Here is a 21,919-nt window from a genome sequence, read left to right on the forward strand (position 1 = left end):
GCGCCGAAACGCCAACCGGCGGCGAGACCGGCCCGCAAGCGGCGAGCGCCGGCGGGTCAGATGTCGTCGGCTGCCCGGAGGACTCGGAGGATGTTGCTGCCAGCAAGTTTCACCAGGTCGTCGTCGGACCAGCCGTGGTCGGCGAGGGCTGTGAAGAGAGTCGGGTACGACGCCACGTCGTCGAGGCTGGTGGGGAATTCGGGGCAGCCGTCGTAGTCGCCGCCGATGCCGATGTGGTCGATTCCGGCGACCTCGCGAACGTGTTCGACGTGCGCGACCACATCCTCGAGCTTGACCTCCGGCTTCGCCACGTCGTACACCGATGCGAGCTTCTCCTGGTCGGCGATCTTCAGCGGATCGAGATCGGGGAACGCCTCCCGCGCACCGGCCACCCAGTCGACGTACGCCTGCGACACGAAGTACGGGACGAAGGTGACCATGCAGACACCCTCGTTCCCGGCGAGCTTCTCCAGTACGTCGTCCGGCACGTTGCGCGGTACGTCGCACACGGCGCGCGCGGACGAGTGGCTGAAGATCACCGGCGCCGATGTGACCCGGAGGGCATGCCGCATCGTGTCGGCCGAGACGTGGGAGAGGTCGACGAGCATGCCGATCCGGTTCATCTCGCGGACGACTTGCTCGCCGAAGTCGTTGAGACCGCCAAGCACCGGTTCGTCGGTCGCGGAGTCCGCCCAGGACACGTTGTTGTTGTGCGTGAGCGTCATATAGCGGACGCCGAGCGCGCGCATCATCCGGAGTACGGCGAGAGACTCCCCGATCGAGTGGCCGCCCTCCATGCCCATCAGCGAGGCGACTTTGCCCGCCTCGAAGGCCGCCGCCACGTCCGAGGCGGTCGGCGTCAGCGCGAGCGATTCGGGGAAGCTGGCAACGAAGCGGTGGACGAAGTCGATCTGCTCCAAGGTACGGCGTACCGAGTCGGCGTCCTGCGGAACCCACAGGGACCAGAACTGCGCGCCCAGGTGGCCCTGCCGGAGACGAGGCAGATCCGTGTGCAACTGCGGAACCGGTCCGCTCAGATCGTGGGCGTCCAGGTCGTACCCACACAGCTCGTAGAACGCGATCGGGAGGTCGTTGTGACCGTCGACCAGGGGGTTGTCCCGCAGCAGCGCCTGCACCCGTTCCACGCTCGTCGTCATGGCGTCATCCTGTCAGGACTGCTGAAACCGCGCGCCTGGAAATCCAGCCGGGGCCGGACACTGGTCAGGACCGTACCGTTCATCGGCGACAATGGGTGAGTGAGTATCGAGGATCTGACCTTCGACGCGGCCGGGCTGATTCCGGCGGTGGTGCAGCAGTACGACACCCGCGAGGTGCTGATGGTCGGCTGGATGAACGCCGAGGCCGTCCGCCGTACCGCGGAGACCGGGCGGAGCACGTTCTGGTCCCGCAGCCGGCAGGCCTACTGGGTCAAGGGCGAGACCAGCGGCAACCGTCAGCACGTGAAGCAGATCCTCGTCGACTGCGACGCCGACACCCTGCTCGTCCTCGTCGACCAGGAGGGCCCCGCCTGCCACACCGGCACCCGGAGCTGCTTCGAACACGGCGAGATCGACGTCAAGCCGAGCGAGGTCCAGGCATGAGAGAGACGGACCAGCCAGTGAACGCGGTCCCCAACCTGGAGACCTTCCGCGAGTACGCGAAGGACCGCCGGGTCATCCCGGTGACCCGCCGGCTGCTGGCCGACGCGGAGACCCCGATCGGCGTCTACGGCAAGCTCGCCGCCGAGCGAGAGGGCACCTTCCTGCTGGAGTCCGCGGAGAACGGCGGCGTCTGGTCCCGCTACTCCTTCATCGGCGTCCGCAGCGCCGCGACCCTGACCGAGCGCAACGGCGAGGCGATCTGGACAGGCAACCCACCGGTAGGCCTGCCGCAGACCGGTGACCCGTTGCGGGCGCTCCGCGAGACCCTCGAGATCCTGCACACCCCGCGGCTGCCCGATCTGCCCCCGCTCACCGGTGGCATGGTCGGCTTCCTCGGGTACGACGCGGTCCGCCGGCTCGAGCGGTTGCCGGACACAACCGTCGATGATCTCGGCCTGCCCGAGCTGACCTTCCTCCTTGCCACCGACATCGCCGCGCTCGACCACGAGACGGGCGAGGTCTGGCTGATCGCGAACGCGGTCAACTGGGACGACTCCGACGAACGCGTCGACGAGTCGTACGCCGATGCGGTTCGCCGGCTCGACGCGATGGAGAAGGACCTGGCCCAGCCCACCCCGTCGTACGTGGTGCACGCGGATCGCAGCGCGAAGCCGGACCCGATCCGGCAGCGGTCGAGCGCGGAGTACAGGGAAGCCGTGGAGCACGCGAAGGAGGAGATCCGCGCGGGCGAGGCGTTCCAGATCGTCGTGTCGCAGCGGTTCGAGCTGCAGACCACGGCGAGCGCGCTGGACATCTACCGGGTGCTCCGCCGGTCCAACCCGAGCCCGTACATGTACCTGGTCCGGCTCGACGGTTTCGACATCATCGGCTCCAGCCCCGAGGCCCTGGTCAAGGTCACCGAGAACAAGGTGATCCTGCACCCGATCGCGGGCACCCGCCGGCGAGGTGCGACCCCGGAGGAGGACCACGCGCTGGAGGAGGAGCTGCGCGCCGACGCCAAGGAGCGGGCCGAGCACCTGATGCTGGTCGACCTGGGCCGCAACGACGTCGGCCGTGTCTGCGCACCCGGCACGGTCGAGGTGGTCGACTTCATGGACATCCGCCGCTACTCCCACGTCATGCACCTGGAGTCCACCGTCACCGGGCAGCTGGCGGCCGGCAAGACCGCGTTCGACGCGCTGACCGCGGCGTTCCCGGCCGGAACGTTGTCCGGGGCCCCCAAACCGCGGGCGATGGAGATCATCGACAAGCTGGAGGTGACCCGGCGCGGCGTGTACGGCGGGGTGGTGGGCTACCTCGACTTCGCCGGTGACGTGGACACCGCGATCGCGATCCGGACCGCCGTACTGCGCGGGACGACCGCGTACGTGCAGGCCGGTGCGGGCATCGTGGCCGACTCGGATCCGGCCGCAGAGGACGCCGAGTGCCGGACCAAGGCAGCCGCCGTCCTGAACGCGATCGCCGTCGCCGGCACCTTCTCCGAGGTCTGATGCGACCACAACGAATTGTTGATCTGCTGGCCGTCGTCGCGCTGGCCCTGCTGGCGTTGTCGGCGTATCTGACCTGGTCCCACGCGGATCCGGGCAGCGGCCGGCCGACGGTCGACTTCAACGGGTACGCCGTGACCCGCGCCCCCGTCACGTTGGCGTTGGCGGCAGTGGTCGCCGTGGTCGTCACCAAGCTCGCCGGTACTGCGCTGCGCCGGGTGCTGGCCGTCTTGGTTCTGCTGATGGGCGTGGCCGCGATCGGTGTCGCACTGCAGGTCCGTCCGGACGCGGGCGAGCTGAGCCGGCTTCGCCCCGAGCTGAGTCAGGCCGTCACGGACCAGGTCGCGCTGTCGACGGGACCCGCGCCTTGGTTCGCCCTGGCCGGCGGCCTCGCGTTGTCCGCGGCCGGTCTGATCGGGCTGCTGACCGCACACCGCTGGCGGCGGCCGACGATGCGTTACGAGCGGGATCCGGCCGCCACTCCCGCTGATCAGTGGAAGGCGATCGACGCGGGTGAGGACCCGACGATCTGATCGCGGCGGGGTACCGCCACAATAGGGACGGGACGACAAGAGGGAGTGGCACAGGGATGGACAACACGACCGCTGGACAACCGGTGACGTACGAGAGCGAGGACGCCCACGCGGGCGGTCTGCACGGCAGCACTCCGGCGGCCTGGACCGCTGTGGTCATCGTGCTGGTCGGCTTCACCCTGGGCGCCATCGCGATGGTGATCGGCCCGAACTGGGTGCTGTTCTGGATCTCGGCGGCAATCGCGGTGGCCGGCGGCCTGGTCGGCAAGGTCATGCAGTTGCTCGGCTTCGGCGCCAAGCCTGACGCGCACCACTGACGGACGGACCTGATCATGACTGTGCTTGACGACATCCTCGCCGGGGTCCGGGAGGACCTCGCGGAGCGCCAGGCGCGGGTCAGCCTGGACGACCTGAAGCTCGAGGCGCACCGCAAGCCCGACGCGAAGGACCCGATGCCGGTGTTCCGCGGCGACGGGATCGCGATCATCGCCGAGGTGAAGCGCTCCAGCCCGTCCAAGGGCCCCCTGGCCGAGATCGCCGACCCGGCCGCGCTGGCCGCGGAGTACGCCGAGGGCGGTGCGGCCGCGATCTCCGTGCTGACCGAGAAGCGCCGGTTCAACGGCAGCCTGGACGACCTGCGCGCGGTCCGCGGCCGGGTCGACGTACCGGTTCTGCGCAAGGACTTCGTGGTGTCCTCGTACCAGCTGTGGGAGGCGCGCGCGGCCGGTGCCGACATGGTGCTGCTGATCGTCGCCGCGCTCGAGCAGGAAGCCCTGGTCTCGCTGATCGAGCGGGCCCATTCGATCGGCCTGTGCCCGCTGGTCGAGGTGCACGACGAAGAGGAGACCCGGCGTGCGGTGGACGCCGGAGCCCAGCTGATCGGCGTGAACAACCGCAATCTGAAGACGCTGGACGTCGACCGGGGGACCTTCGCCCGGGTGGCGCCGCTGATCCCGTCGAACCTGGTCCGGGTGGCCGAGTCCGGCGTCCGCGGTCCGCATGATGTAATCGAGTTCGCGCGCGCCGGGGCCGATGTCGTCCTCGTCGGCGAAACCCTGGTGACCGGCAGCGATCCCCGCTCCTCGGTCGCCGACCTGGTCGCTGCCGGATCACACCCCGCCATCCAGCAGCGGCACTGACAACTTACGGGGCCCGCTTCCAACCCGGGCTCGCGAGCGGGTTCAACGGTCGTTGAACCCGCTCGATCGGTTTTTCCGACCTTCGGGTCACGGAAGGCGACACATCATGACCGCAGTGCTGCCCGACCAGCTCGGGCACTTCGGCCGCTTCGGCGGCAGGTTCATGCCGGAGGCGCTGATCGCCCCGCTGGACGAGCTGACGAAGGCCTGGCAGGAAGCCATGGCCGACAAGGAGTTCACCGGTGAGTTCGAGCGGATGCTGCGCGAGTACGCCGGCACCCCGAGCCTGCTGTACGACGCGACCCGGCTGTCCGACGTCGCCGGCGCCCGGATCCTGCTGAAGCGCGAGGACCTCAACCACACCGGCGCGCACAAGGTCCGCAACGTGCTCGGCCAGGCGCTGCTGACCAAGCGGATGGGCAAGACCCGGGTGATCGCCGAGACCGGCGCCGGTCAGCACGGGGTCGCGACCGCGACGGCGTGTGCGTACCTCGACCTCGAGTGCGTGGTCTACATGGGCGAGGTCGACACCGAGCGGCAGGCGCTCAACGTGGCCCGGATGAAGCTGCTCGGCGCCGAGGTGATCCCGGTCAAGACCGGTAGCCGGACGCTGAAGGACGCGATCAACGAGGCCCTCCGCGACTGGGTCGCCAGCGTCGACAACACCCACTACCTGCTCGGTACGGCGGCCGGTGGGCACCCGTTCCCGGCGATGGTGCGCGACTTCGTCCGGGGCATCGGTGACGAGGCCCGGGAGCAGTCGCTGGAACTCCTCGGCCGGCTGCCCGACGCCGCTGTCGCGTGTGTCGGTGGCGGGTCGAACGCGATCGGCCTGTTCGCCGCGTTCGTACCGGACACCGAGGTGAAGCTGTTCGGGATCGAGGCCGGCGGCGACGGGTACGAGACCGGTCGGCATGCCGCGACGATCACGGCCGGCCAGGTCGGCGTACTGCATGGCGCCCGGTCGTACCTGCTGCAGGACGAGGACGGGCAGACGATCGAGTCGCACTCGATCTCGGCCGGGCTCGACTACCCGGGGGTCGGCCCGGAGCACGCGTGGCTGGCGGAGACCGGCCGGGCGTCGTACCGGCCGGTGACGGACGCGGCCGCGATGGAGGCGTTCCGGCTGCTGGCCCGGACCGAGGGGATCATCCCGGCGATCGAGTCCGCGCACGCGATCGCCGGCACGCTGGAGATCGCGGCCGAACTGGGGCCGGAGGCAACCATTCTGGTGTGCCTGTCCGGTCGCGGCGACAAGGACATGGACACGGCCGGCGAGTGGTTCGGCCTGATCGACGGGGAGACCCAGGCATGAGCGACCTGATGGCCCTGGGCAACGCCGGTACGGCGATCCGGCGGGCGAACGAGGCCGGCCGGGCCGCGCTGGTTGGATACCTACCGGCCGGCTACCCCACGATCGACGGCGGGGTCGACGCGATCAAGGCGCTCGCCGACGGCGGGGCCGACGTGATCGAGGTCGGCCTGCCGTACAGCGACCCGGTGATGGACGGCGTCACCATCCAGCGGGCCGCCGAGATCGCGTTGGCCGGCGGGCTGCGGATCCGCGACGTCATCGCCACCGTCGAGAAGGTCGCCGCGTACGCCGGGATCCCGGTGCTGGTGATGACGTACTGGAACCCGATCGAGCGGTACGGCGTGGACCGGTTCGCCGCGGACTTCGCGAGTGCCGGGGGAGCGGGGCTGATCACGCCCGACCTGATCCCCGAGGAGGCCGCCGAATGGGCCGCCGCCGCGGACAAGAACGAGCTGGACAAGGTGTTCCTGGTCTCGCCGTCGTCCACCGACGAACGCATCGCGCTGACTACCCGGAGTTGCCGCGGTTTCGTCTACGCGACCGCTGTGATGGGTGTCACCGGGGCCCGGGAGCAGCCGTCCGACCTGGCCGCTCCGCTGGTGGCCCGGACGAAGGCTGCGACGAGTCTGCCCGTCGGGGTGGGCCTTGGTGTGTCCAACGCGGAGCAGGCGGCGGGCGTCGCAGCGTACGCGGATGCCGTGATCGTGGGGTCCGCGTTCGTGAAGCAGCTCGAGGCAGGGAACGGGCCGGCCGGCGTACGGGAGCTGGCGGCAAGCCTCGCCCAGGGTGTCCGGCGGGAACCCTGAGCGACCGTCGATCGTTGGAGTGCAAGTGAGTCGAACCAGGAACGCGGCCGTTTTGCTTGCCGCGGTGGCTCTGCTTGCCCTCGCGGGCTGCAGTGGCGGTCAGAAACCAGAAGCCAACAACCCGGGCGGTGCGATCATCCGCACCCCGGCCGGCGACGCGAACGGGTTGCGCGGGGCAACACTGGACCGGCCGTATGCACTGCCCGCCAAGTCGCTCACTGATACCTCGGGCAACGAGTTCAACCTGGTCACGTCGACGAAGAAGCCCGTCACCCTGATCTTCTTCGGTTACACGAACTGCCCGGACGTGTGCCCGACGGTGATGGCCGACGTGGCTTCGGCGCTGACCAAGCTGGACAAGTCGGTCCAGGACGAGATCCAGATGCTGTTCATCACCACCGACCCGGCGCGCGACACCGGTCCGGTGATCCGCAAGTACCTGGACCGGTTCGACCCGTCGTTCGTCGGCCTGACCGGCTCGCTGACCGAGATCAAGGACATCGCCAAGGCGGTCGGCGTGCCGGTCGAGGGGATGAAGAAGCTGCCGTCCGGCGGGTACGAGGTCGGGCACGGCGCGCAGGTACTGGGGTTCGGCAACAACGACAAGGCCACCGTGCTGTGGCTGTCCAACGCCGCGATCGGTGACCTGGCCCACGACTTCGGCAAGCTGGTGGAGGACAACCGGTGAGCCGGCCGCCCGTATTCGAATCGGACCCCTCGACAGGAGCAACCGCGTCGTGAGCAAGACCAAACAGCCCGTCAACCCGTTGCTGCAGCAGAAGAAGCGCCGGATCGGGCCCGGCGTCGTCATCGTGATCGTGCTGGTGCTCGCGCTGGGCGGCGGCGTCGGCGTGCAGTACTGGCGGAACAACTCCGCGGTCGAGGTGAGCTCGAACGGGCAGGCCGAGCCCACCGTGATCACCGGCCCGGGCGCCAACGGCAACGGCGTCACCGTCGGCAAGGCCGGTGCCAAGGCGCACATCGACCTCTACATCGACTTCCGCTGCCCGCACTGCAAGGAATTCGAGGACGAGTCCGGCGCGACCATCAACAAGCTGGTCGACGACGGCACCGCGACCGTGACGTACTGGCCGATGATTTTCGTGGCGGATTCCTCGCCCCGGCTGGCGAACGCGTTCGCTGCGGCCGCAGCGGAGGGCAAGGCCCGCAGCTACGCCGACGAGCTGTACTCCGACTTCGCGAAGAGCTGGACGAACGACCAGTTGATCGAACTGGGCAAGCAGCTCGGCGTGGACAACTCGAAGTTCGAGGCCGCGGTCACCGGCAACACCTACGCCGGCTGGCTGACGTCCGTCGGGCAGGCCGCGACCGACCGCAAGGTCGAGGGCACGCCGACCGTCTTCGTGAACGACAAGCTGCTCAACGCCGACCAGCTGACGCCGGACGGGATCACCAGCGCGGTCAACGCCGCGGGTTGATCGGTGTTCGCTCACCCGAGTCCCCATCGTGACCACGGGTTTGTGGTCGCGCTGGGGGCGGTCGAGTAGCGTTCGTCCTTGCCATGATTAGTTCAGTGCCCGCCGTGATCGTGCCGGCGTTCATCCCCAGTCCGAGCCAGGGTGTCTGGCACCTCGGTCCGATCCCGTTGCGGGCCTACGCGCTGTGCATCCTGGCCGGTATCTTCGCCGGCTACTGGCTCGGCCGGAAGCGCTGGGTCGCCCGCGGCGGCTCGGCCGAGGTACTGCTCGACATCATCTTCTGGGCGGTGCCGTTCGGCCTGGTCGGAGCCCGGATCTACCACGTGCTGACCGACTGGCAGCGGTACTTCGGCGAGGGTTCGCCGGACGACCCGATCGACGCGCTGAAGATCTGGCACGGCGGTCTCGGTATCTGGGGCGCGATCGCGTTCGGTGCGTTCGGCGCCTGGCTCGCCTGCCGGCAGAAGAAGGTGCCGTTCCTGGCCGTCGCGGACGCGATGGCGCCGGGGATCGCGCTGGCCCAGGTGCTCGGCCGGGTCGGGAACTACTTCAACCAGGAGCTGTTCGGCCGGCCGACCACGCACTTCTGGGGGCTGGAGATCGACCCTGGGCACCGGCCGGACGGGTACGAGCAGTTCGCCACCTTCCACCCGACCTTCCTCTACGAGGCTGTCTGGAACCTTGCCGTGGTCGCGCTGGTGATCGTGGCTGACCGGCGGTTCAGGCTGGGACATGGGCGGGCGTTCGCGTTGTACGTCGCGGGGTACACGGCCGGACGGGGCTGGATCGAGACCCTGCGGATCGACGAGGCCGATCACATCGCGGGCCTCCGGCTCAACGTGTGGACGTCGATCATCGTGTTCGTGGCCGCGGTGATCTACTTCGTCATCAGTGCCCGACTGCGGCCTGGTCAAGAGGACATCACGGCAGGACCGTCCGCAGGCAAGCCCTCCGACTCGGCCGCCGCTGAGGTTTCTGCCGGGGACACGGCGGAGACGGACGCCGCTGAGGGTGCCGACACCGCCGTCGACGAGGCTGCTGCGAAGCCCGCATCCGAAGGCGATCCGAGCACCCGCGACACCGCCAAGCCGACGGTCGACGCGAACGCCGTCGCGGCCCCGGGCGATCCCGGGGCTCTCGGCGACGCAACCGACGACGGGCCCCGTGACTGACGACACCACCGACCCGGCCGACGGCGAACGAACCACGTCGCCGCCGGCCGAAGTACGGGGTGAGCCCGCAATACCGGCTCAGCCCGCGGTCGTCGTACGGGGTGTTTCGGCGGAGCATTCTGGGGATCACACGCATCGGGATGTGACCGGGGGATGGTTGCGGCCGGCCGTGTTCGGGGCGATGGACGGGCTGGTGTCGAACTTCGCTCTGATCGCGGGCATGGACGGCGGTACCGAGTCCGGTTCGCGGTTCATCGTGCTCGCTGGTCTGGCGGGTCTGGCCGCAGGAGCGTTCTCAATGGCGGCGGGGGAGTACACCTCGGTCGCGTCGCAACGGGAACTGGCGCGGGCCGAGATCGAGGTCGAACGGCGCGAGATCGAACGGCACCCCGTCGATGAGGAGTACGAACTCGCCGAGACCTACCAGGCGAAGGGCCTCGACCCCGACCTGGCGGAGAAGGTTGCCGAGCAACTCCACGCCGACCCCGAGCAGGCGCTCGAAGAACACGTCCGCGAAGAACTCGGCCTGGACCTCAACGACCTCCCGTCCCCGGTCACCGCGGCCGCTTCGTCGTTCATCTGCTTCGCCGCCGGCGCTTTCGTCCCACTCCTGCCGTACCTCCTCGGCGCCGCCAACGTCATCCCCGCCCTGATCGTCTCCCTGACCGCCCTCTTCGCCTGCGGCGCCATCGTCAGCCGCGTCACTAGCCGCTCCTGGTGGTACTCCGGCCTCCGCCAACTCCTCCTCGGCGCCGCCGCGGCCACCCTCACCTACTTCGTCGGCACCTTGGTCGGCCCCGGCGTCGGCTAACCCGCTCGCGCGACGTCTGGCCGCTCAGTAGCCTCGGAGAAATGTTCCCTGGGGAGATCCACGAGCAACCCATCGACTTCATCCAGCAACTCGGCACAGTGTTCGCGAGGTTCGGCGCGGACACCCAGGACTCCGGCAACGTCTCGTACGGCGTGGACGCGGGCGGGCAGCGGTACTTCGTCAAGACCGCGGGCGATCCCACCGCCAAGCCGTTCCTCGACTTCGACGAACGCGTGGCCCTGCTCCGCAACGCGGCGTACCTGGCCGAACACGTCCGGCACCCGGTACTCCCGGCGTACCACGGCCTGATCGAATCGCCTGGCGGACCGTTGCTCGTCTACGAATGGCGCGACGGCGAGCACCTCGGCACCACGCGCGAGCGGCGAGAAGACCCCGACACCGCCTTCCAACGCTTCCGGGCCCTGCCGGCCGAGGAGATCCTGGCCGCCCTCGACCAGCTCTACGACCTGCATGCCGGGCTCACCGAGGTCGGCTGGGTCCAGGGCGATTTCTACGACGGCGCCCTGCTCTACGACTTCGCCCGTCGCCGGCTCACCGTGGTCGACCTGGACAGCTACCACTTCGGTGCCCACCGCAACGACATGGGCCGGATGTTCGGCTCGACCCGATTCATGGCCCCCGAGGAGTTCTCCCTGGGCGCCCCCATCGACGACCGCACCACGGCGTACGTGATGGCCCGCACCGCCCTCGTCCTCCTCTCCGACGGCACCCTCGACCCCACCGCCTTCCGCGGCACTCCCGCCCAGTACGCCGTACTCCAGGAAGCCACCACCACCCGCTACTCCACCTACTCGGCCTTCCATGAAGCCTGGCTCGGTGCGTGAAAGATCCCGGAAAGTTCAGCCTCAGTGCATGGTTCCGGAGGGCTGGTGGGGGGAATATGGGTGGGGACAGTGAGCGCTTGCTTACGAAAGGTGAGCGTCAGGTGTGAACGGCGCGTTGAATGGTGGAATGGCAGTCCACCAGGCGGGCGTCATGAGGTAGTCTCGGGACTCCCGGCTTGGGCCAGTGTTGTCCCGCGGCCAGTTGTTGACCGTAGGACGACGGGAGCCCCTGAATGTATGGTCGCCCCCCCTTTTCGATCGGGCACAGGCCGAGCGAGGGTCTGTACGACGGACAGCACGAGCATGACGCTTGTGGTGTCGCTTTCGTCGCGACCCTGACCGGTGAACCGAGCCACGACATCGTGGCGAAGGCCTTGACCGCCCTGCGCAACCTCGAGCACCGCGGTGCCTCCGGCGCCGAACCCGATTCCGGCGACGGCGCCGGCATCCTGATCCAGGTCCCGGACGCGTACTACCGCAAGGTGTGCGACTTCGAGCTGCCCGTGCAGCGCGGCTACGCGACCGGTATCGCCTTCCTGCCGCAGGACGCCGACGACGCCGCCAAGGCCGTCGCGCGGATCGAGGAGCTGGCGGACGAGGAGAACCTCACCGTGCTCGGCTGGCGGGACATGCCGACCGACGACTCGATGCTCGGCGCGACCGCGCGATCGGTGATGCCGGAGTTCCGGCAGCTGTTCGTCGCGGCCAAGGCCGGCCGGGTGCTCGGCCTCGGGCTGGAGCGGATGGCGTTCCGGCTTCGGAAGCGGGCCGAGAAGGAGACCGAGACCTACTTCCCGTCGCTGTCCGGCCGGACCATCACCTACAAGGGGATGCTGACCACCGACCAGCTGGACAAGTTCTTTCCCGAGCTGACCGACCCGGATCTCGCCTCCGCGATCGGCGTCGTGCACTCGCGGTTCTCCACCAACACGTTCCCGTCCTGGCCGCTCGCCCACCCGTACCGGTACATCGCGCACAACGGCGAGATCAACACCGTCCAGGGCAACCGCAACTGGATGCGGGCCCGCGAGGCACTGCTGGCCAGCGACCTGATCCCGGGTGACCTGGAGCAGCTGTACCCGATCTGTACGCCGGAAGCGTCGGACTCGGCCACGTTCGACGAGGTGCTGGAGCTCCTGCATCTCGGTGGTCGCTCGTTGCCGCACGCGATGCTGATGATGATCCCGGAGGCGTGGGAGAACGCCACCACGATGGACCCGATGCGGCGCGCGTTCTACGAGTTCCACTCCACCCTGATGGAGCCGTGGGACGGCCCGGCGTCGGTGGTCTTCTCCGACGGCAACCAGGTCGGCGCCGTGCTCGACCGCAACGGCCTGCGCCCGTCGCGGTACTGGGTCACCGAGGACGGGCTCGTCGTGCTCGCCTCCGAGGCCGGCGTACTGGACATCGACCCGGCCACCGTCACCCAGAAGGGCCGGCTCGAGCCCGGCCGGATCTTCCTGGTCGACGTCGAGGCGCACCGGATCGTCACCGACGCCGAGGTGAAGTCCCAACTCGCCGAAGCCCACCCGTACGACGAATGGCTGCACGCCGGCCTGATCCGGTTCGAGGACCTGCACGAGCGCGAGCACGTCGTCCACAGCCACGCTTCGGTCACCCGGCGCCAGCAGGTGTTCGGGTACACCGAGGAGGAGCTGCGGATCATCCTCGGCCCGATGGCGAGGACAGGCGCCGAGCCGATCGGTTCGATGGGCACCGACACCCCGATCGCGGCGCTGAGCGACCGGCCGCGGCTGCTGTTCGACTACTTCGCGCAGCTGTTCGCGCAGGTGACGAACCCGCCGCTGGACGCGATCCGTGAGGAGCTGGTGACCTCGCTGTCGTCGTCCCTCGGCCCGGAGGCGAACCTGCTCAACCCGGGCCCGGCGTCCTGCCGTCAGGTGGTGCTGCCGTTCCCCGTGATCACCAACGACGAGCTGGCCAAGCTGCGGCACATCAACCTGGACGGCGACATGCCGGGCCTGGCGACCACGGTCCTGCGCGGCGTGTACGACGTGGAAGGCGGCGGTACGGCGCTGCGCGAGCGGCTGGACGAGATCTGCGCCGAGGCGTCCGCCGCGATCGCGGACGGCGCCCGGATCGTGGTCCTGTCCGACCGGCACTCCAACGCGGACAAGGCGCCGATCCCGTCGCTGCTGCTCACCTCCGCGGTCCACCACCACCTGGTCCGGGAGAAGACCCGCACCCAGGTCGGCCTGGTCGTCGAGGCCGGCGACGTCCGCGAAGTCCACCACGTCGCCTTGCTGATGGGGTACGGCGCGGCCGCGATCAACCCGTATCTCGCGCTCGAGTCGGTCGAGGACCTCTGCCGGCAGGGCACCTACCTGCCCGGGATCGAGCCGGAGCAGGCGGTCCGGAATGTGGTGAAGTCGCTCGGCAAGGGCGTGCTCAAGGTGATGTCCAAGATGGGCGTCAGCACCGTCGCGTCGTACACGGGCGCCCAGATCTTCGAGGCGACCGGGCTGGCTCCGGATCTGGTGGACACCTACTTCACCGGGACGTCGTCCAAGCTCGGCGGTGTCGGGCTGGACGTCATCGCCGAGGAGGTCCGCCGCCGGCACCTGCGCGCGTATCCGGCCGACGGCATCCTGCCGGCGCACCGCAAGCTCGAGATCGGCGGTGAGTACCAGTGGCGCCGGGAGGGCGAGCCGCACCTCTTCGACCCGGAGACCGTGTTCCGGTTGCAGCACTCCACCCGCACCGGGCGGTACGACGTCTTCAAGCAGTACACCCAGCGGGTCAACGAGCAGTCCGAGCGACTGATGACTCTGCGCGGGCTGTTCGCCTTCAAGTCGGGCCGGCAGCCGATTCCGGTCGAGGAGGTCGAGCCGGTCAGCGCGATCGTCAGGCGGTTCTCCACTGGTGCGATGAGCTACGGCTCGATCAGCGCCGAGGCGCACCAGACGCTGGCGATCGCGATGAACCAGCTGGGTGGCAAGTCGAACACCGGTGAGGGCGGCGAGGACTCCGACCGGCTGCACGACCCGTCCCGGCGGAGCTCGATCAAGCAGGTCGCGTCCGGCCGGTTCGGCGTCACCGCGGAGTACCTGACGAACTCCGACGACATCCAGATCAAGATGGCGCAGGGTGCCAAGCCCGGCGAGGGCGGGCAGCTGCCCGGCCAGAAGGTCTACCCGTGGGTGGCCAAGACGCGGCACTCGACGCCGGGCGTCGGGCTGATCTCGCCGCCGCCGCACCACGACATCTACTCGATCGAGGATCTGGCCCAGCTGATCCACGACCTGAAGAACGCGAACCCGTCGGCCCGGATCCACGTGAAGCTGGTCTCCGAGGTCGGGGTCGGCACGATCGCCGCCGGGGTCAGCAAGGCCCACGCGGACGTAGTACTGATCTCCGGTCACGACGGTGGGACCGGCGCGGCCCCGCTGACGTCGCTGAAGCATGCCGGTGGTCCGTGGGAGCTCGGGCTGGCCGAGACCCAGCAGACCCTGCTGCTGAACGGTCTGCGGGACCGGATTGTGGTCCAGACCGACGGCCAGCTGAAGACTGGCCGGGACGTCATCATCGCGGCCCTGCTCGGTGCGGAGGAGTTCGGTTTCGCCACCGCGCCGCTGGTGGTGTCGGGCTGCATCATGATGCGGGTCTGCCACCTCGACACCTGCCCGGTCGGCGTCGCGACCCAGAACCCGGTACTGCGTGAGCGGTTCGCCGGGAAGCCCGAGTTCGTGGTCAACTACTTCGAGTTCATCGCCGAGGAGGTCCGCGAGTACCTGGCGGAGCTGGGTTTCCGGTCCCTCGACGAGGCGATCGGGCACGCCGACGTAGTGGACATCCAGCGCGCGGTGGACCACTGGAAGGCCGACGGGCTCGACCTGACCCCGATCCTGCACGTGCCGTCGTTGCCGGAAGGCGCAGCCCGGCACCAGACCGTGCTGCAGGACCACGGGCTCGACAAGGCCCTCGACATCGAGCTGATCCGGATCTGCTCGCCGGCCCTGGAGTCCGGCGAACCGGTCCGCGCCCAGCTGCCGATCCGGAACGTCAACCGGACCGTCGGAACCATGCTCGGCCACGAGATCACCAAGCGGTACCGCGCGGCCGGGCTGCCGGACGGAACGATCGACCTGACCTTCACCGGGTCGGCAGGCAACTCGTTCGCCGCCTTCGTGCCGAGCGGCGTGACGCTGCGGCTGGAGGGCGACGCCAACGACTACGTCGGCAAGGGCCTGTCAGGTGGCCGGGTCGTCATCCGGCCGGACCGGCACGCGCGGTTCGACGCGGCCGACCAGATCATCGCCGGCAACGTGATCGCGTACGGCGCGACCTCGGGCGAGCTGTTCATCAGTGGTGGGGTGGGGCAGCGGTTCTGCGTCCGCAACTCCGGTGCCACCGCCGTGGTCGAGTCGGTCGGCGACCACGCGTGCGAGTACATGACCGGTGGTCGCGTCGTGGTGCTGGGCGCGGTCGGCCGGAACTTCGCGGCGGGCATGTCGGGCGGCGTGGCCCACGTGCTCGACCTGGACCCGACCTTGGTCAACCCGGAGCTGGTGGATCTGCACCCGCTCACCGAGGCGGAGTCCGACCTGTTGCACGACCTGGTCCGCAGGCACCACGAGGAGACCGGTTCGGAACGGGCGGCCAAGCTGCTCGCCGACTGGCCCGAGGCGGCCGCCAGGTTCACCACGGTGATGCCCCGTGACTACGCCCGCGTGCTGGCGGCCAAGGCGGCCGCCGAACGGGACGGGCTGGACGAGGACGCCACAACGCGAGCGATGATGGAGGCCATCTGATGGCTGACCCGAAGGGATTCCTGACCACCCCACGCGAGGTCGCGGACCGCCGTCCGGTGACCGAGCGCGTACAGGACTGGAAAGAGGTCTACCCCGGTGGGCCCGGCAAGGCGTTGCTGCCGATCATCACCAAGCAGGCCGGCCGCTGTATGGACTGCGGTATCCCGTTCTGCCACTCGGGCTGCCCGCTCGGGAACCTGATCCCGGAGTGGAACGACCTGGTCTGGCGGGACGACTGGTCCGGCGCGATCGAGCGGCTGCACGCGACGAACAACTTCCCGGAGTTCACCGGCCGGCTCTGCCCGGCGCCGTGCGAACCGGCCTGCGTGCTCGGCATCAACCAGGAGCCGGTGACGATCAAGAACGTCGAGGTCGCCATCATCGACAAGGCCTGGGAGTCCGGTGACGTCCGGCCGCAGCCGCCCGAGTGGCTGACCGGCAAGACGATCGCGGTCGTCGGCTCCGGGCCGGCCGGTCTGGCCGTCGCCCAGCAGCTGACCCGCGCCGGTCATACCGTCGCGGTCTACGAGCGGGCCGACGCACCGGGCGGGCTGCTCCGCTACGGCATCCCCGAGTTCAAGATGGAGAAGGTGCAGGTCGAGCGCCGGATCCAGCAGATGAAGGAGGAGGGCACGGTCTTCCGTTCCGGCGTCAACGTCGGCGTCGACGTCACCGGGACCCAGCTCAAGCAGCGGTACGACGCGGTCGTGATCGCCACCGGCGCCACGGCTGCCCGGGATCTGCCGGTGCCGGGACGCGAGTTCGGCGGCATCCACCAGGCGATGGAGTACCTGCCGCAATCGAACCGGGTGGCGCTCGGCGAGACGGTGCCCGACCAGATCGTTGCTACCGGCAAGGATGTGGTGATCATCGGTGGTGGTGACACCGGGGCCGACTGCCTCGGCACCGCGCACCGGCAGGGTGCTCACAGCGTCACCCAGCTGGAGATCATGCCGCGCCCCTCGGACGACCGTCCGGCCGGGCAGCCGTGGCCGACGTACCCGATGATCTACCGGGTCGCCTCGGCGCACGAGGAAGGCGGCGAGCGGGTCTACTCGGTCTCGACGGTCGACTTCGCCGCCGATGCCGAGGGCAACGTCTCCGGCCTGAACCTGGTCGAGGTCGAACTGGTCGACGGCCGCTTCACCCCGATCGAAGGCACCGAGCGCACCATCCCCGCCCAGCTGGTGCTGCTGGCGATGGGCTTCCTCGGTCCCGAGCGGGAGGGTTTCCTCGAGCAGCTCGGTGTGGACCTGGACGAGCGCGGCAACGTCAAGCGCGACAAGTCCTACCAGACGTCGGTCCCCGGCGTCTTCGCCTGCGGCGATGCCGGCCGGGGCCAGTCCCTGATCGTCTGGGCCATAGCCGAAGGCCGCTCCTGCGCCAACGGCGTGGACGCCCACCTGACCGGCTCCTCCACCCTCCCCACGCCCATCCCCCCAACCGCCCGCCCCCTCGTGGTCTAGACCGCGCGGGAGTCGGGGCAACCTGTGAAGACAACCCCAACAACGACTGCTTACGTTTGTTCTTTCTCACCCGGCCGGACCCGGGAAAGTTGCCCACGGCCCGCACAAGGGTGAGAAAGAGCAAGCGGAAGCTACCCGCACCAACCGACCCACGCACCGGCAGTAGCGGGTGTCCGCAGTACGAGACCGCACCGCGCGCCCGGATGCGCCACCTTGATGAGCGCAATACCTTGGACACCGTGTCTCGACGGCTGGTCATACAGGCCCGGGTGCGCAAGGCCGCACCCTGGGCCGCGCTGACCCTGCTCTTTCTGATCGTCTCAACCGCCGTCGCCCTGGTCGGCTTCCTGAACGACTCCGAGCGCGTCACCATCGGTGCCCACGCCGCCACCGTCTCACCCACCCTGGACGGCCACGCCACCCTCGATCTCGGCGCCGTACTCCCGCGCCTCCGCCTCCCCACCGACCTGCCTTCCGACCTCGGCGTCCACATCGACGTCCAGGAGACCGACGCGAACAGCCTCACGGACCTCCTTACCCGTGACGCCCTGATCGCTTCCCAGCCCGACGGTGAGATCGCCCGGATCCAGCAGGTCGTCCAGGAGCTGGCCGTCGACAACGCGGTCGCCGGCGTCGGCACCGGGCTGCTGGTCGCGGTCGTCGTCGCGACCGGCTGGACGATGCTCGGTCCCCGTCGCCGGCGCGAGCTGTTGCATCTGGTCCACTCGCACGAGCGGCGCGTCCAGCACCGGGAGATCGTCGTCCTGGTCGCGATGCTGATCACGATCGCCTCGATCATCGGGCCCGGCCAGATGCGCCCGGCCCAGGCCCCGCCGACCCAATGGCGCCCGCTCGCCGAGCTGCTGCCGGAGCTGTCGTTTGACGAGCGCCTGCAGAACGTCGAGGTCGCGACCGGCTTCTCCACCACGGGCGGAATCGGCATCATCCGTACGGCGGTCGAGACGTACGAGCGGTCCACCGAGTTCTACGGGCGGCTGCGCGACCAGGTGCCGCGGATCGGCGGCCGGATCCGGCAGGCGGCCGACGGCGAGACCGTGGCACTGCTGGTCTCGGACCGGCACGACAACATCGGGATGGACCCGTTCGCGGCCGAGGTGGCGAAGGTGGCCCGCGCCAAGGTGCTGATCGACGCCGGTGACGACTCTTCGTCGGGCCAGTCCTGGGAGGTGTTCAGCATCAACTCGCTGGCCGAGCACTTCAAGGACCTCAAGGTGGTCGCGGTGGCCGGCAACCACGACTCCGGCGGGATCATCGAGGACGCGATGCGGAAGAACGAGTTCACCGTGCTGGACAGCAAACCGGTAGAGGTGGAGGGGATCCGCTTCCTCGGCGACAGCGATCCGACCCGGACCGGGCTGGGCAGCGCCGACACCGCGGGCGACGAGACCACCGCCGAGCAGTCCAAGCGATTGGCGGACGTGGCCTGCAACCAGTCGGAGGACCAGCGGATCTCGACGTTCCTTGTGCACGACCCGGCGTCGTACCAGGACACGGCGACGCGGGGTTGCGCGACGTTGCTGCTCTCGGGACATCTGCACCGCCAGATCGGGCCCGATACGAAGACGGTGGACGGCAGCCCGGTGACGACGTATACGAACGGCACGACCGGGGGAGCGGCGTACGCGTTCGCCCTTGGCTACACCTTGCGCCGCCCTGGTGAGGTCACGCTGATCACCTACTCGGACGGCCAGCCGATCGGCATGCAGACCGTGACCGCGGAGCTCACCGGCGAGGTCACGGTCGGCACGTACCGGCCGCTACCTTCATGAACTGCACGATCGCCACGAGGTGTTAACCGTCCAGTAACGGGGGCGGACCAGCAACCGAGTGGTCTTGTAGGAGTAGGGTTTTGTGACGTGCGTCGCGCAAAGATCGTTTGTACGCTTGGCCCGGCTACGGCCGCCCCCGAGCGCATCCTGGAACTCGTCCAAGCAGGCATGGACGTCGCCCGGCTCAACTTGAGCCACGGCGCCCACGCCGAGCATGAGCGCATCTATCAGCGGATTCGGACGGCCGCGGCCGAGACCGGGCAGAACGTCGGCATCCTGGTCGACCTGCAGGGCCCGAAGATCCGGCTGGCGGAGTTCGCCGAAGGCAAGGTCACGCTGACCTACGGCGAGCGCTTCACCATCACCACCCGGGAGGTCCCGGGTGACGTCACCATCTGCGGTACGACGTACGACGGGCTGCCGGGTGACGTGAATCCCGGGGACCAGCTGCTCATCGACGACGGCCGGATCGCGCTCGTCGCCGAGGAGGTGACCGAGACCGACGTGGTCTGCCGGGTCACCGTCGGCGGTCCGGTCTCGAACCACAAGGGCATCAACCTCCCCGGTGTGAACGTCAGCGTGCCGGCCCTGTCCGAGAAGGACGCCGAGGACCTGCGCTGGGCGCTGCACCTGCCGGCCGACATGATCGCGCTGTCGTTCGTCCGGGACGCGGCCGACATCCAGCTGGTGCACAAGATCATGGACGAGGAAGGTCACCGGGTGCCGGTGATCGCCAAGATCGAGAAGCCGCAGGCGGTCGCCAACCTGGACGAGATCGTCGACGCGTTCGACGGTTTCATGGTCGCTCGTGGCGACCTCGGCGTGGAACTCCCGCTCGAGGAGGTCCCGCTGGTGCAGAAGCTGATCATCGACCAGGCCCGGCTGAACGCGAAGCCGGTGATCGTCGCCACCCAGATGCTGGAGTCGATGATCTCCGCCCCCCGGCCGACCCGGGCCGAGGCGTCCGACGTCGCCAACGCGGTGCTCGACGGCGCCGACGCGGTGATGCTGTCCGGTGAGACCAGCGTCGGCCGGTTCCCGATCGAGACGGTCAAGACGATGGCCCGGATCGTCAAGACCACCGAGGAGCAGGGCCTGAGCCGGCTCAAGGAGATCGACTGGGAGCCGCGGACCAAGGGCGGCGTGATCGCCAAGGCCGCGGCCGACGTGGCCGAGCGGATGGAGGCGAAGTACCTGGTCGCCTTCACCCAGAGCGGTGACACCGCGCTGCGGCTGGCCCGGTACCGCACCGAGATCCCGGTGCTCGCGTTCACCCCGGTTCCGTCGGTGAGCGCGTGGCTCAGTGTGGTGTGGGGGATCGAGACGCATATCGTCCCGACCGTCGACCACACCGACGACATGGTCCGCCAGGTCGACCAGCGCCTGCTCGAACTCGGCAAGCTGAAGAAGGGTGACCTGGTCGTCATCGTGGCCGGCAGCCCGCCCAGCATCCCCGGCTCCACCAACGCCCTCCGAATCCACCGAATGGGCGACGCCATCGAAGGCATAGCCCCCGGCTACCGCAAGTAGAACCGAAGTACTCGATCGAGGCGGGCACCCACAGGCTGCCCGCCTCGCCCCCTTTGCGGGAGGCGCGCGGCCGGCTTCAGTCCGGCAGGTTGTAGGCGACCGGATGCATCGGCTGGTACACCGGCAACCTGGCGCCGCTCGGCAGGGTGATGGACGCCAGCCGTCCCCAGCCGGCGTCGGTGATCTCTCCGGAGACCGACGCACCGGCCGCCGACACCTTGGCCAACGCCGCCTCAATGTCCTCGCACATCAGATAGAACTCGTGCGCCTCGTCGCCCTCGGTCGGATGTACGGCGATCTCAGCCGGCGGCAACCGGAAGATCAGCCAGCCTCCACCTGCGTCAACGTGCGGAAATCCCAACACGTCGGCAATGAACGCCCGATCCGCCTCAGCATCCCGGCTGTAGATGATCACGTGCGACCCGACGAACATGACCCACTCCTCTCCCGGTCGACCCCGCTCAGACGACGACTTTACGACTTCGGCCCGACATACCCGTCGACCTTCCCAACTGCCTCCCGCCGAGCCGCCCAGTTGATCACCCGGCAACCATCGGAGTTGAACACCCCACTCACGAACGGCTCGGGGCACCCGGCAACGATCTCCCGCTGCCAACCGGCCAACTCGATCCTGCGCTTGTGCTTCGGCCCCACACCCATGCTGCGGAAACAGACAAGGCCAGCGAGTAGACGTCCTTCTTCAGATTCGACAGACAACAGCACCGAGGTACAACCCCAGCAGATGCGCGTTGGGCCCCACCGGGAGCTGCCCCTTGGCGCACCGCGGACAAGCCGTCGGGTCGTTCTGAGGAGCCCGCCGGTCCCGCCACTACGGAGAGTGGCGGTCGTCATCCCCCGTCGCCGGCTGGTTGAACTCCAGCCTCCAGCCTCCAGCGCACCAAGCGTGGCCAGACGCACCCGAACGTCATACATGAGATGAGATTCGCAGCAACGACCGACAGATTCCGATCGAATGTGTGCCCTGGGTGCCCTGGGTGGGACTCGAACCCACACTGTATGGTGTTTGAGACCATCATCTCTGCCGAAATTGGATTACCAGGGCGTGTGCCCGAAGATCGTAGCCCACCGAGTGGAGCGCTGCCTGGTTGGGCGCGCGGTCTCAGTGAACTGATCACCTCGAGGCGACTGCTTCGACTCGGACTATCTTCTTGTTTTTTAGGGCTTCTGGCAA

General features: G+C 68.8%; 19 protein-coding genes and 1 tRNA gene. 16 read left to right on the forward strand and 4 right to left on the reverse strand.

The window, feature by feature from the left end; genetic code table 11:
- Window positions 1-56 precede the first annotated feature (56 nt).
- Window positions 57-1,157: a dipeptidase gene (locus EV643_RS13070; RefSeq protein ID WP_133800294.1), complete on the reverse strand. Its 1,101-nt coding sequence runs from the start codon at window positions 1,155-1,157 to the stop codon at window positions 57-59.
- 99 nt (window positions 1,158-1,256) lie between these two features.
- On the opposite strand from EV643_RS13070, the gene hisI reads away from it, so the two are divergent.
- The 16 genes from hisI to pyk all read left to right on the forward strand — a co-directional run bounded on the left by hisI (window position 1,257) and on the right by pyk (window position 20,727).
- Window positions 1,257-1,601, forward strand: coding sequence for a phosphoribosyl-AMP cyclohydrolase (hisI, locus tag EV643_RS13075; protein WP_133800295.1), 345 nt, complete (start codon window positions 1,257-1,259; stop codon window positions 1,599-1,601).
- Window positions 1,598-3,112, forward strand: a complete 1,515-nt coding sequence (locus EV643_RS13080; RefSeq protein WP_133800296.1) for an anthranilate synthase component I — start codon at window positions 1,598-1,600, stop codon at window positions 3,110-3,112. The genes hisI and EV643_RS13080 overlap by 4 nt, the downstream gene beginning before the upstream one ends.
- Complete coding sequence (locus EV643_RS13085) at window positions 3,112-3,642, forward strand: Trp biosynthesis-associated membrane protein (protein ID WP_133800297.1); 531 nt, start codon at window positions 3,112-3,114, stop codon at window positions 3,640-3,642. The genes EV643_RS13080 and EV643_RS13085 overlap by 1 nt, the downstream gene beginning before the upstream one ends.
- Window positions 3,643-3,698: 56 nt before the next feature.
- Window positions 3,699-3,959: an HGxxPAAW family protein gene (locus tag EV643_RS13090; RefSeq protein WP_133800298.1), complete on the forward strand. Its 261-nt coding sequence runs from the start codon at window positions 3,699-3,701 to the stop codon at window positions 3,957-3,959.
- A 15-nt stretch (window positions 3,960-3,974) separates the two neighbouring features.
- Window positions 3,975-4,781 carry an indole-3-glycerol phosphate synthase TrpC gene (gene trpC / locus EV643_RS13095; RefSeq protein WP_133800299.1) on the forward strand — a complete coding sequence of 269 codons (807 nt, stop codon included), beginning with the start codon at window positions 3,975-3,977 and terminating at the stop codon, window positions 4,779-4,781.
- Window positions 4,782-4,887: 106 nt separating this feature from the next.
- Window positions 4,888-6,096 carry a tryptophan synthase subunit beta gene (gene trpB / locus EV643_RS13100; RefSeq protein WP_133800300.1) on the forward strand — a complete coding sequence of 403 codons (1,209 nt, stop codon included), beginning with the start codon at window positions 4,888-4,890 and terminating at the stop codon, window positions 6,094-6,096.
- Window positions 6,093-6,902: a tryptophan synthase subunit alpha gene (gene trpA / locus EV643_RS13105; protein WP_133800301.1), complete on the forward strand. Its 810-nt coding sequence runs from the start codon at window positions 6,093-6,095 to the stop codon at window positions 6,900-6,902. The genes trpB and trpA overlap by 4 nt, the downstream gene beginning before the upstream one ends.
- Before the next feature lie 25 nt (window positions 6,903-6,927).
- Window positions 6,928-7,590, forward strand: coding sequence for an SCO family protein (locus EV643_RS13110; protein WP_238165552.1), 663 nt, complete (start codon window positions 6,928-6,930; stop codon window positions 7,588-7,590).
- A 49-nt stretch (window positions 7,591-7,639) separates the two neighbouring features.
- The gene (locus EV643_RS13115) at window positions 7,640-8,341 is read left to right on the forward strand and encodes a DsbA family protein (protein WP_133800302.1); all 702 of its coding nucleotides are present in this window, start codon (window positions 7,640-7,642) and stop codon (window positions 8,339-8,341) included.
- 95 nt (window positions 8,342-8,436) lie between these two features.
- On the forward strand, window positions 8,437-9,513 hold the full coding sequence (lgt, locus tag EV643_RS13120; protein ID WP_238165553.1) for a prolipoprotein diacylglyceryl transferase: 1,077 nt from the start codon (window positions 8,437-8,439) through the stop codon (window positions 9,511-9,513).
- The gene (locus EV643_RS13125; protein ID WP_238165554.1) at window positions 9,506-10,324 is read left to right on the forward strand and encodes a VIT1/CCC1 transporter family protein; all 819 of its coding nucleotides are present in this window, start codon (window positions 9,506-9,508) and stop codon (window positions 10,322-10,324) included. Before lgt ends, EV643_RS13125 begins: the two co-directional genes overlap by 8 nt.
- Window positions 10,325-10,365: 41 nt before the next feature.
- On the forward strand, window positions 10,366-11,169 hold the full coding sequence (locus EV643_RS13130; protein ID WP_133800303.1) for a serine/threonine protein kinase: 804 nt from the start codon (window positions 10,366-10,368) through the stop codon (window positions 11,167-11,169).
- 233 nt (window positions 11,170-11,402) lie between these two features.
- Window positions 11,403-15,941, forward strand: coding sequence for a glutamate synthase large subunit (gltB, locus tag EV643_RS13135; protein ID WP_133800304.1), 4,539 nt, complete (start codon window positions 11,403-11,405; stop codon window positions 15,939-15,941).
- Window positions 15,941-17,407 (forward strand): glutamate synthase subunit beta, encoded by a 1,467-nt coding sequence (locus tag EV643_RS13140; RefSeq protein WP_133800305.1) that lies wholly within the window; start codon window positions 15,941-15,943, stop codon window positions 17,405-17,407. Before gltB ends, EV643_RS13140 begins: the two co-directional genes overlap by 1 nt.
- A gap of 239 nt (window positions 17,408-17,646) precedes the next feature.
- Window positions 17,647-19,197, forward strand: a complete 1,551-nt coding sequence (locus EV643_RS13145; RefSeq protein ID WP_133800306.1) for a metallophosphoesterase family protein — start codon at window positions 17,647-17,649, stop codon at window positions 19,195-19,197.
- An 87-nt stretch (window positions 19,198-19,284) separates the two neighbouring features.
- Window positions 19,285-20,727, forward strand: a complete 1,443-nt coding sequence (gene pyk, locus EV643_RS13150) for a pyruvate kinase (RefSeq protein ID WP_133800307.1) — start codon at window positions 19,285-19,287, stop codon at window positions 20,725-20,727.
- Window positions 20,728-20,803: 76 nt separating this feature from the next.
- On the opposite strand, the gene EV643_RS13155 is transcribed toward pyk, so the two are convergent.
- The 3 genes from EV643_RS13155 to EV643_RS13165 form a co-directional block, all read right to left on the reverse strand.
- Window positions 20,804-21,160: a VOC family protein gene (locus EV643_RS13155; RefSeq protein WP_133800308.1), complete on the reverse strand. Its 357-nt coding sequence runs from the start codon at window positions 21,158-21,160 to the stop codon at window positions 20,804-20,806.
- Between the two features lie 41 nt (window positions 21,161-21,201).
- A complete protein-coding gene (locus EV643_RS13160; RefSeq protein ID WP_133800309.1) occupies window positions 21,202-21,387 on the reverse strand; it encodes a hypothetical protein in 186 nt (61 codons plus the stop codon).
- 327 nt (window positions 21,388-21,714) lie between these two features.
- A tRNA-Leu gene (locus EV643_RS13165) sits at window positions 21,715-21,790 on the reverse strand.
- Window positions 21,791-21,919: the final 129 nt, after the last annotated feature.

Source organism: Kribbella caucasensis (assembly GCF_004361855.1).
In the GTDB taxonomy this organism is placed as follows: Bacteria; Actinomycetota; Actinomycetes; order Propionibacteriales; family Kribbellaceae; genus Kribbella; species Kribbella caucasensis.

What these genes read in the sequence shown, in the direction of transcription:
- EV643_RS13070 (WP_133800294.1), bottom strand. Translation starts at nt 1,157, where the DNA reads ATGACGACGAGCGTGGAACGGGTGCAGGCGCTGCTGCGGGACAACCCC.
- EV643_RS13080 (WP_133800296.1), top strand. Translation starts at nt 1,598, where the DNA reads ATGAGAGAGACGGACCAGCCAGTGAACGCGGTCCCCAACCTGGAGACC.
- EV643_RS13085 (WP_133800297.1), top strand. Translation starts at nt 3,112, where the DNA reads ATGCGACCACAACGAATTGTTGATCTGCTGGCCGTCGTCGCGCTGGCC.
- EV643_RS13090 (WP_133800298.1), top strand. Translation starts at nt 3,699, where the DNA reads ATGGACAACACGACCGCTGGACAACCGGTGACGTACGAGAGCGAGGAC.
- trpC (WP_133800299.1), top strand. Translation starts at nt 3,975, where the DNA reads ATGACTGTGCTTGACGACATCCTCGCCGGGGTCCGGGAGGACCTCGCG.
- trpB (WP_133800300.1), top strand. Translation starts at nt 4,888, where the DNA reads ATGACCGCAGTGCTGCCCGACCAGCTCGGGCACTTCGGCCGCTTCGGC.
- trpA (WP_133800301.1), top strand. Translation starts at nt 6,093, where the DNA reads ATGAGCGACCTGATGGCCCTGGGCAACGCCGGTACGGCGATCCGGCGG.
- EV643_RS13130 (WP_133800303.1), top strand. Translation starts at nt 10,366, where the DNA reads ATGTTCCCTGGGGAGATCCACGAGCAACCCATCGACTTCATCCAGCAA.
- gltB (WP_133800304.1), top strand. Translation starts at nt 11,403, where the DNA reads ATGTATGGTCGCCCCCCCTTTTCGATCGGGCACAGGCCGAGCGAGGGT.
- EV643_RS13140 (WP_133800305.1), top strand. Translation starts at nt 15,941, where the DNA reads ATGGCTGACCCGAAGGGATTCCTGACCACCCCACGCGAGGTCGCGGAC.
- EV643_RS13155 (WP_133800308.1), bottom strand. Translation starts at nt 21,160, where the DNA reads ATGTTCGTCGGGTCGCACGTGATCATCTACAGCCGGGATGCTGAGGCG.
- EV643_RS13160 (WP_133800309.1), bottom strand. Translation starts at nt 21,387, where the DNA reads ATGGGTGTGGGGCCGAAGCACAAGCGCAGGATCGAGTTGGCCGGTTGG.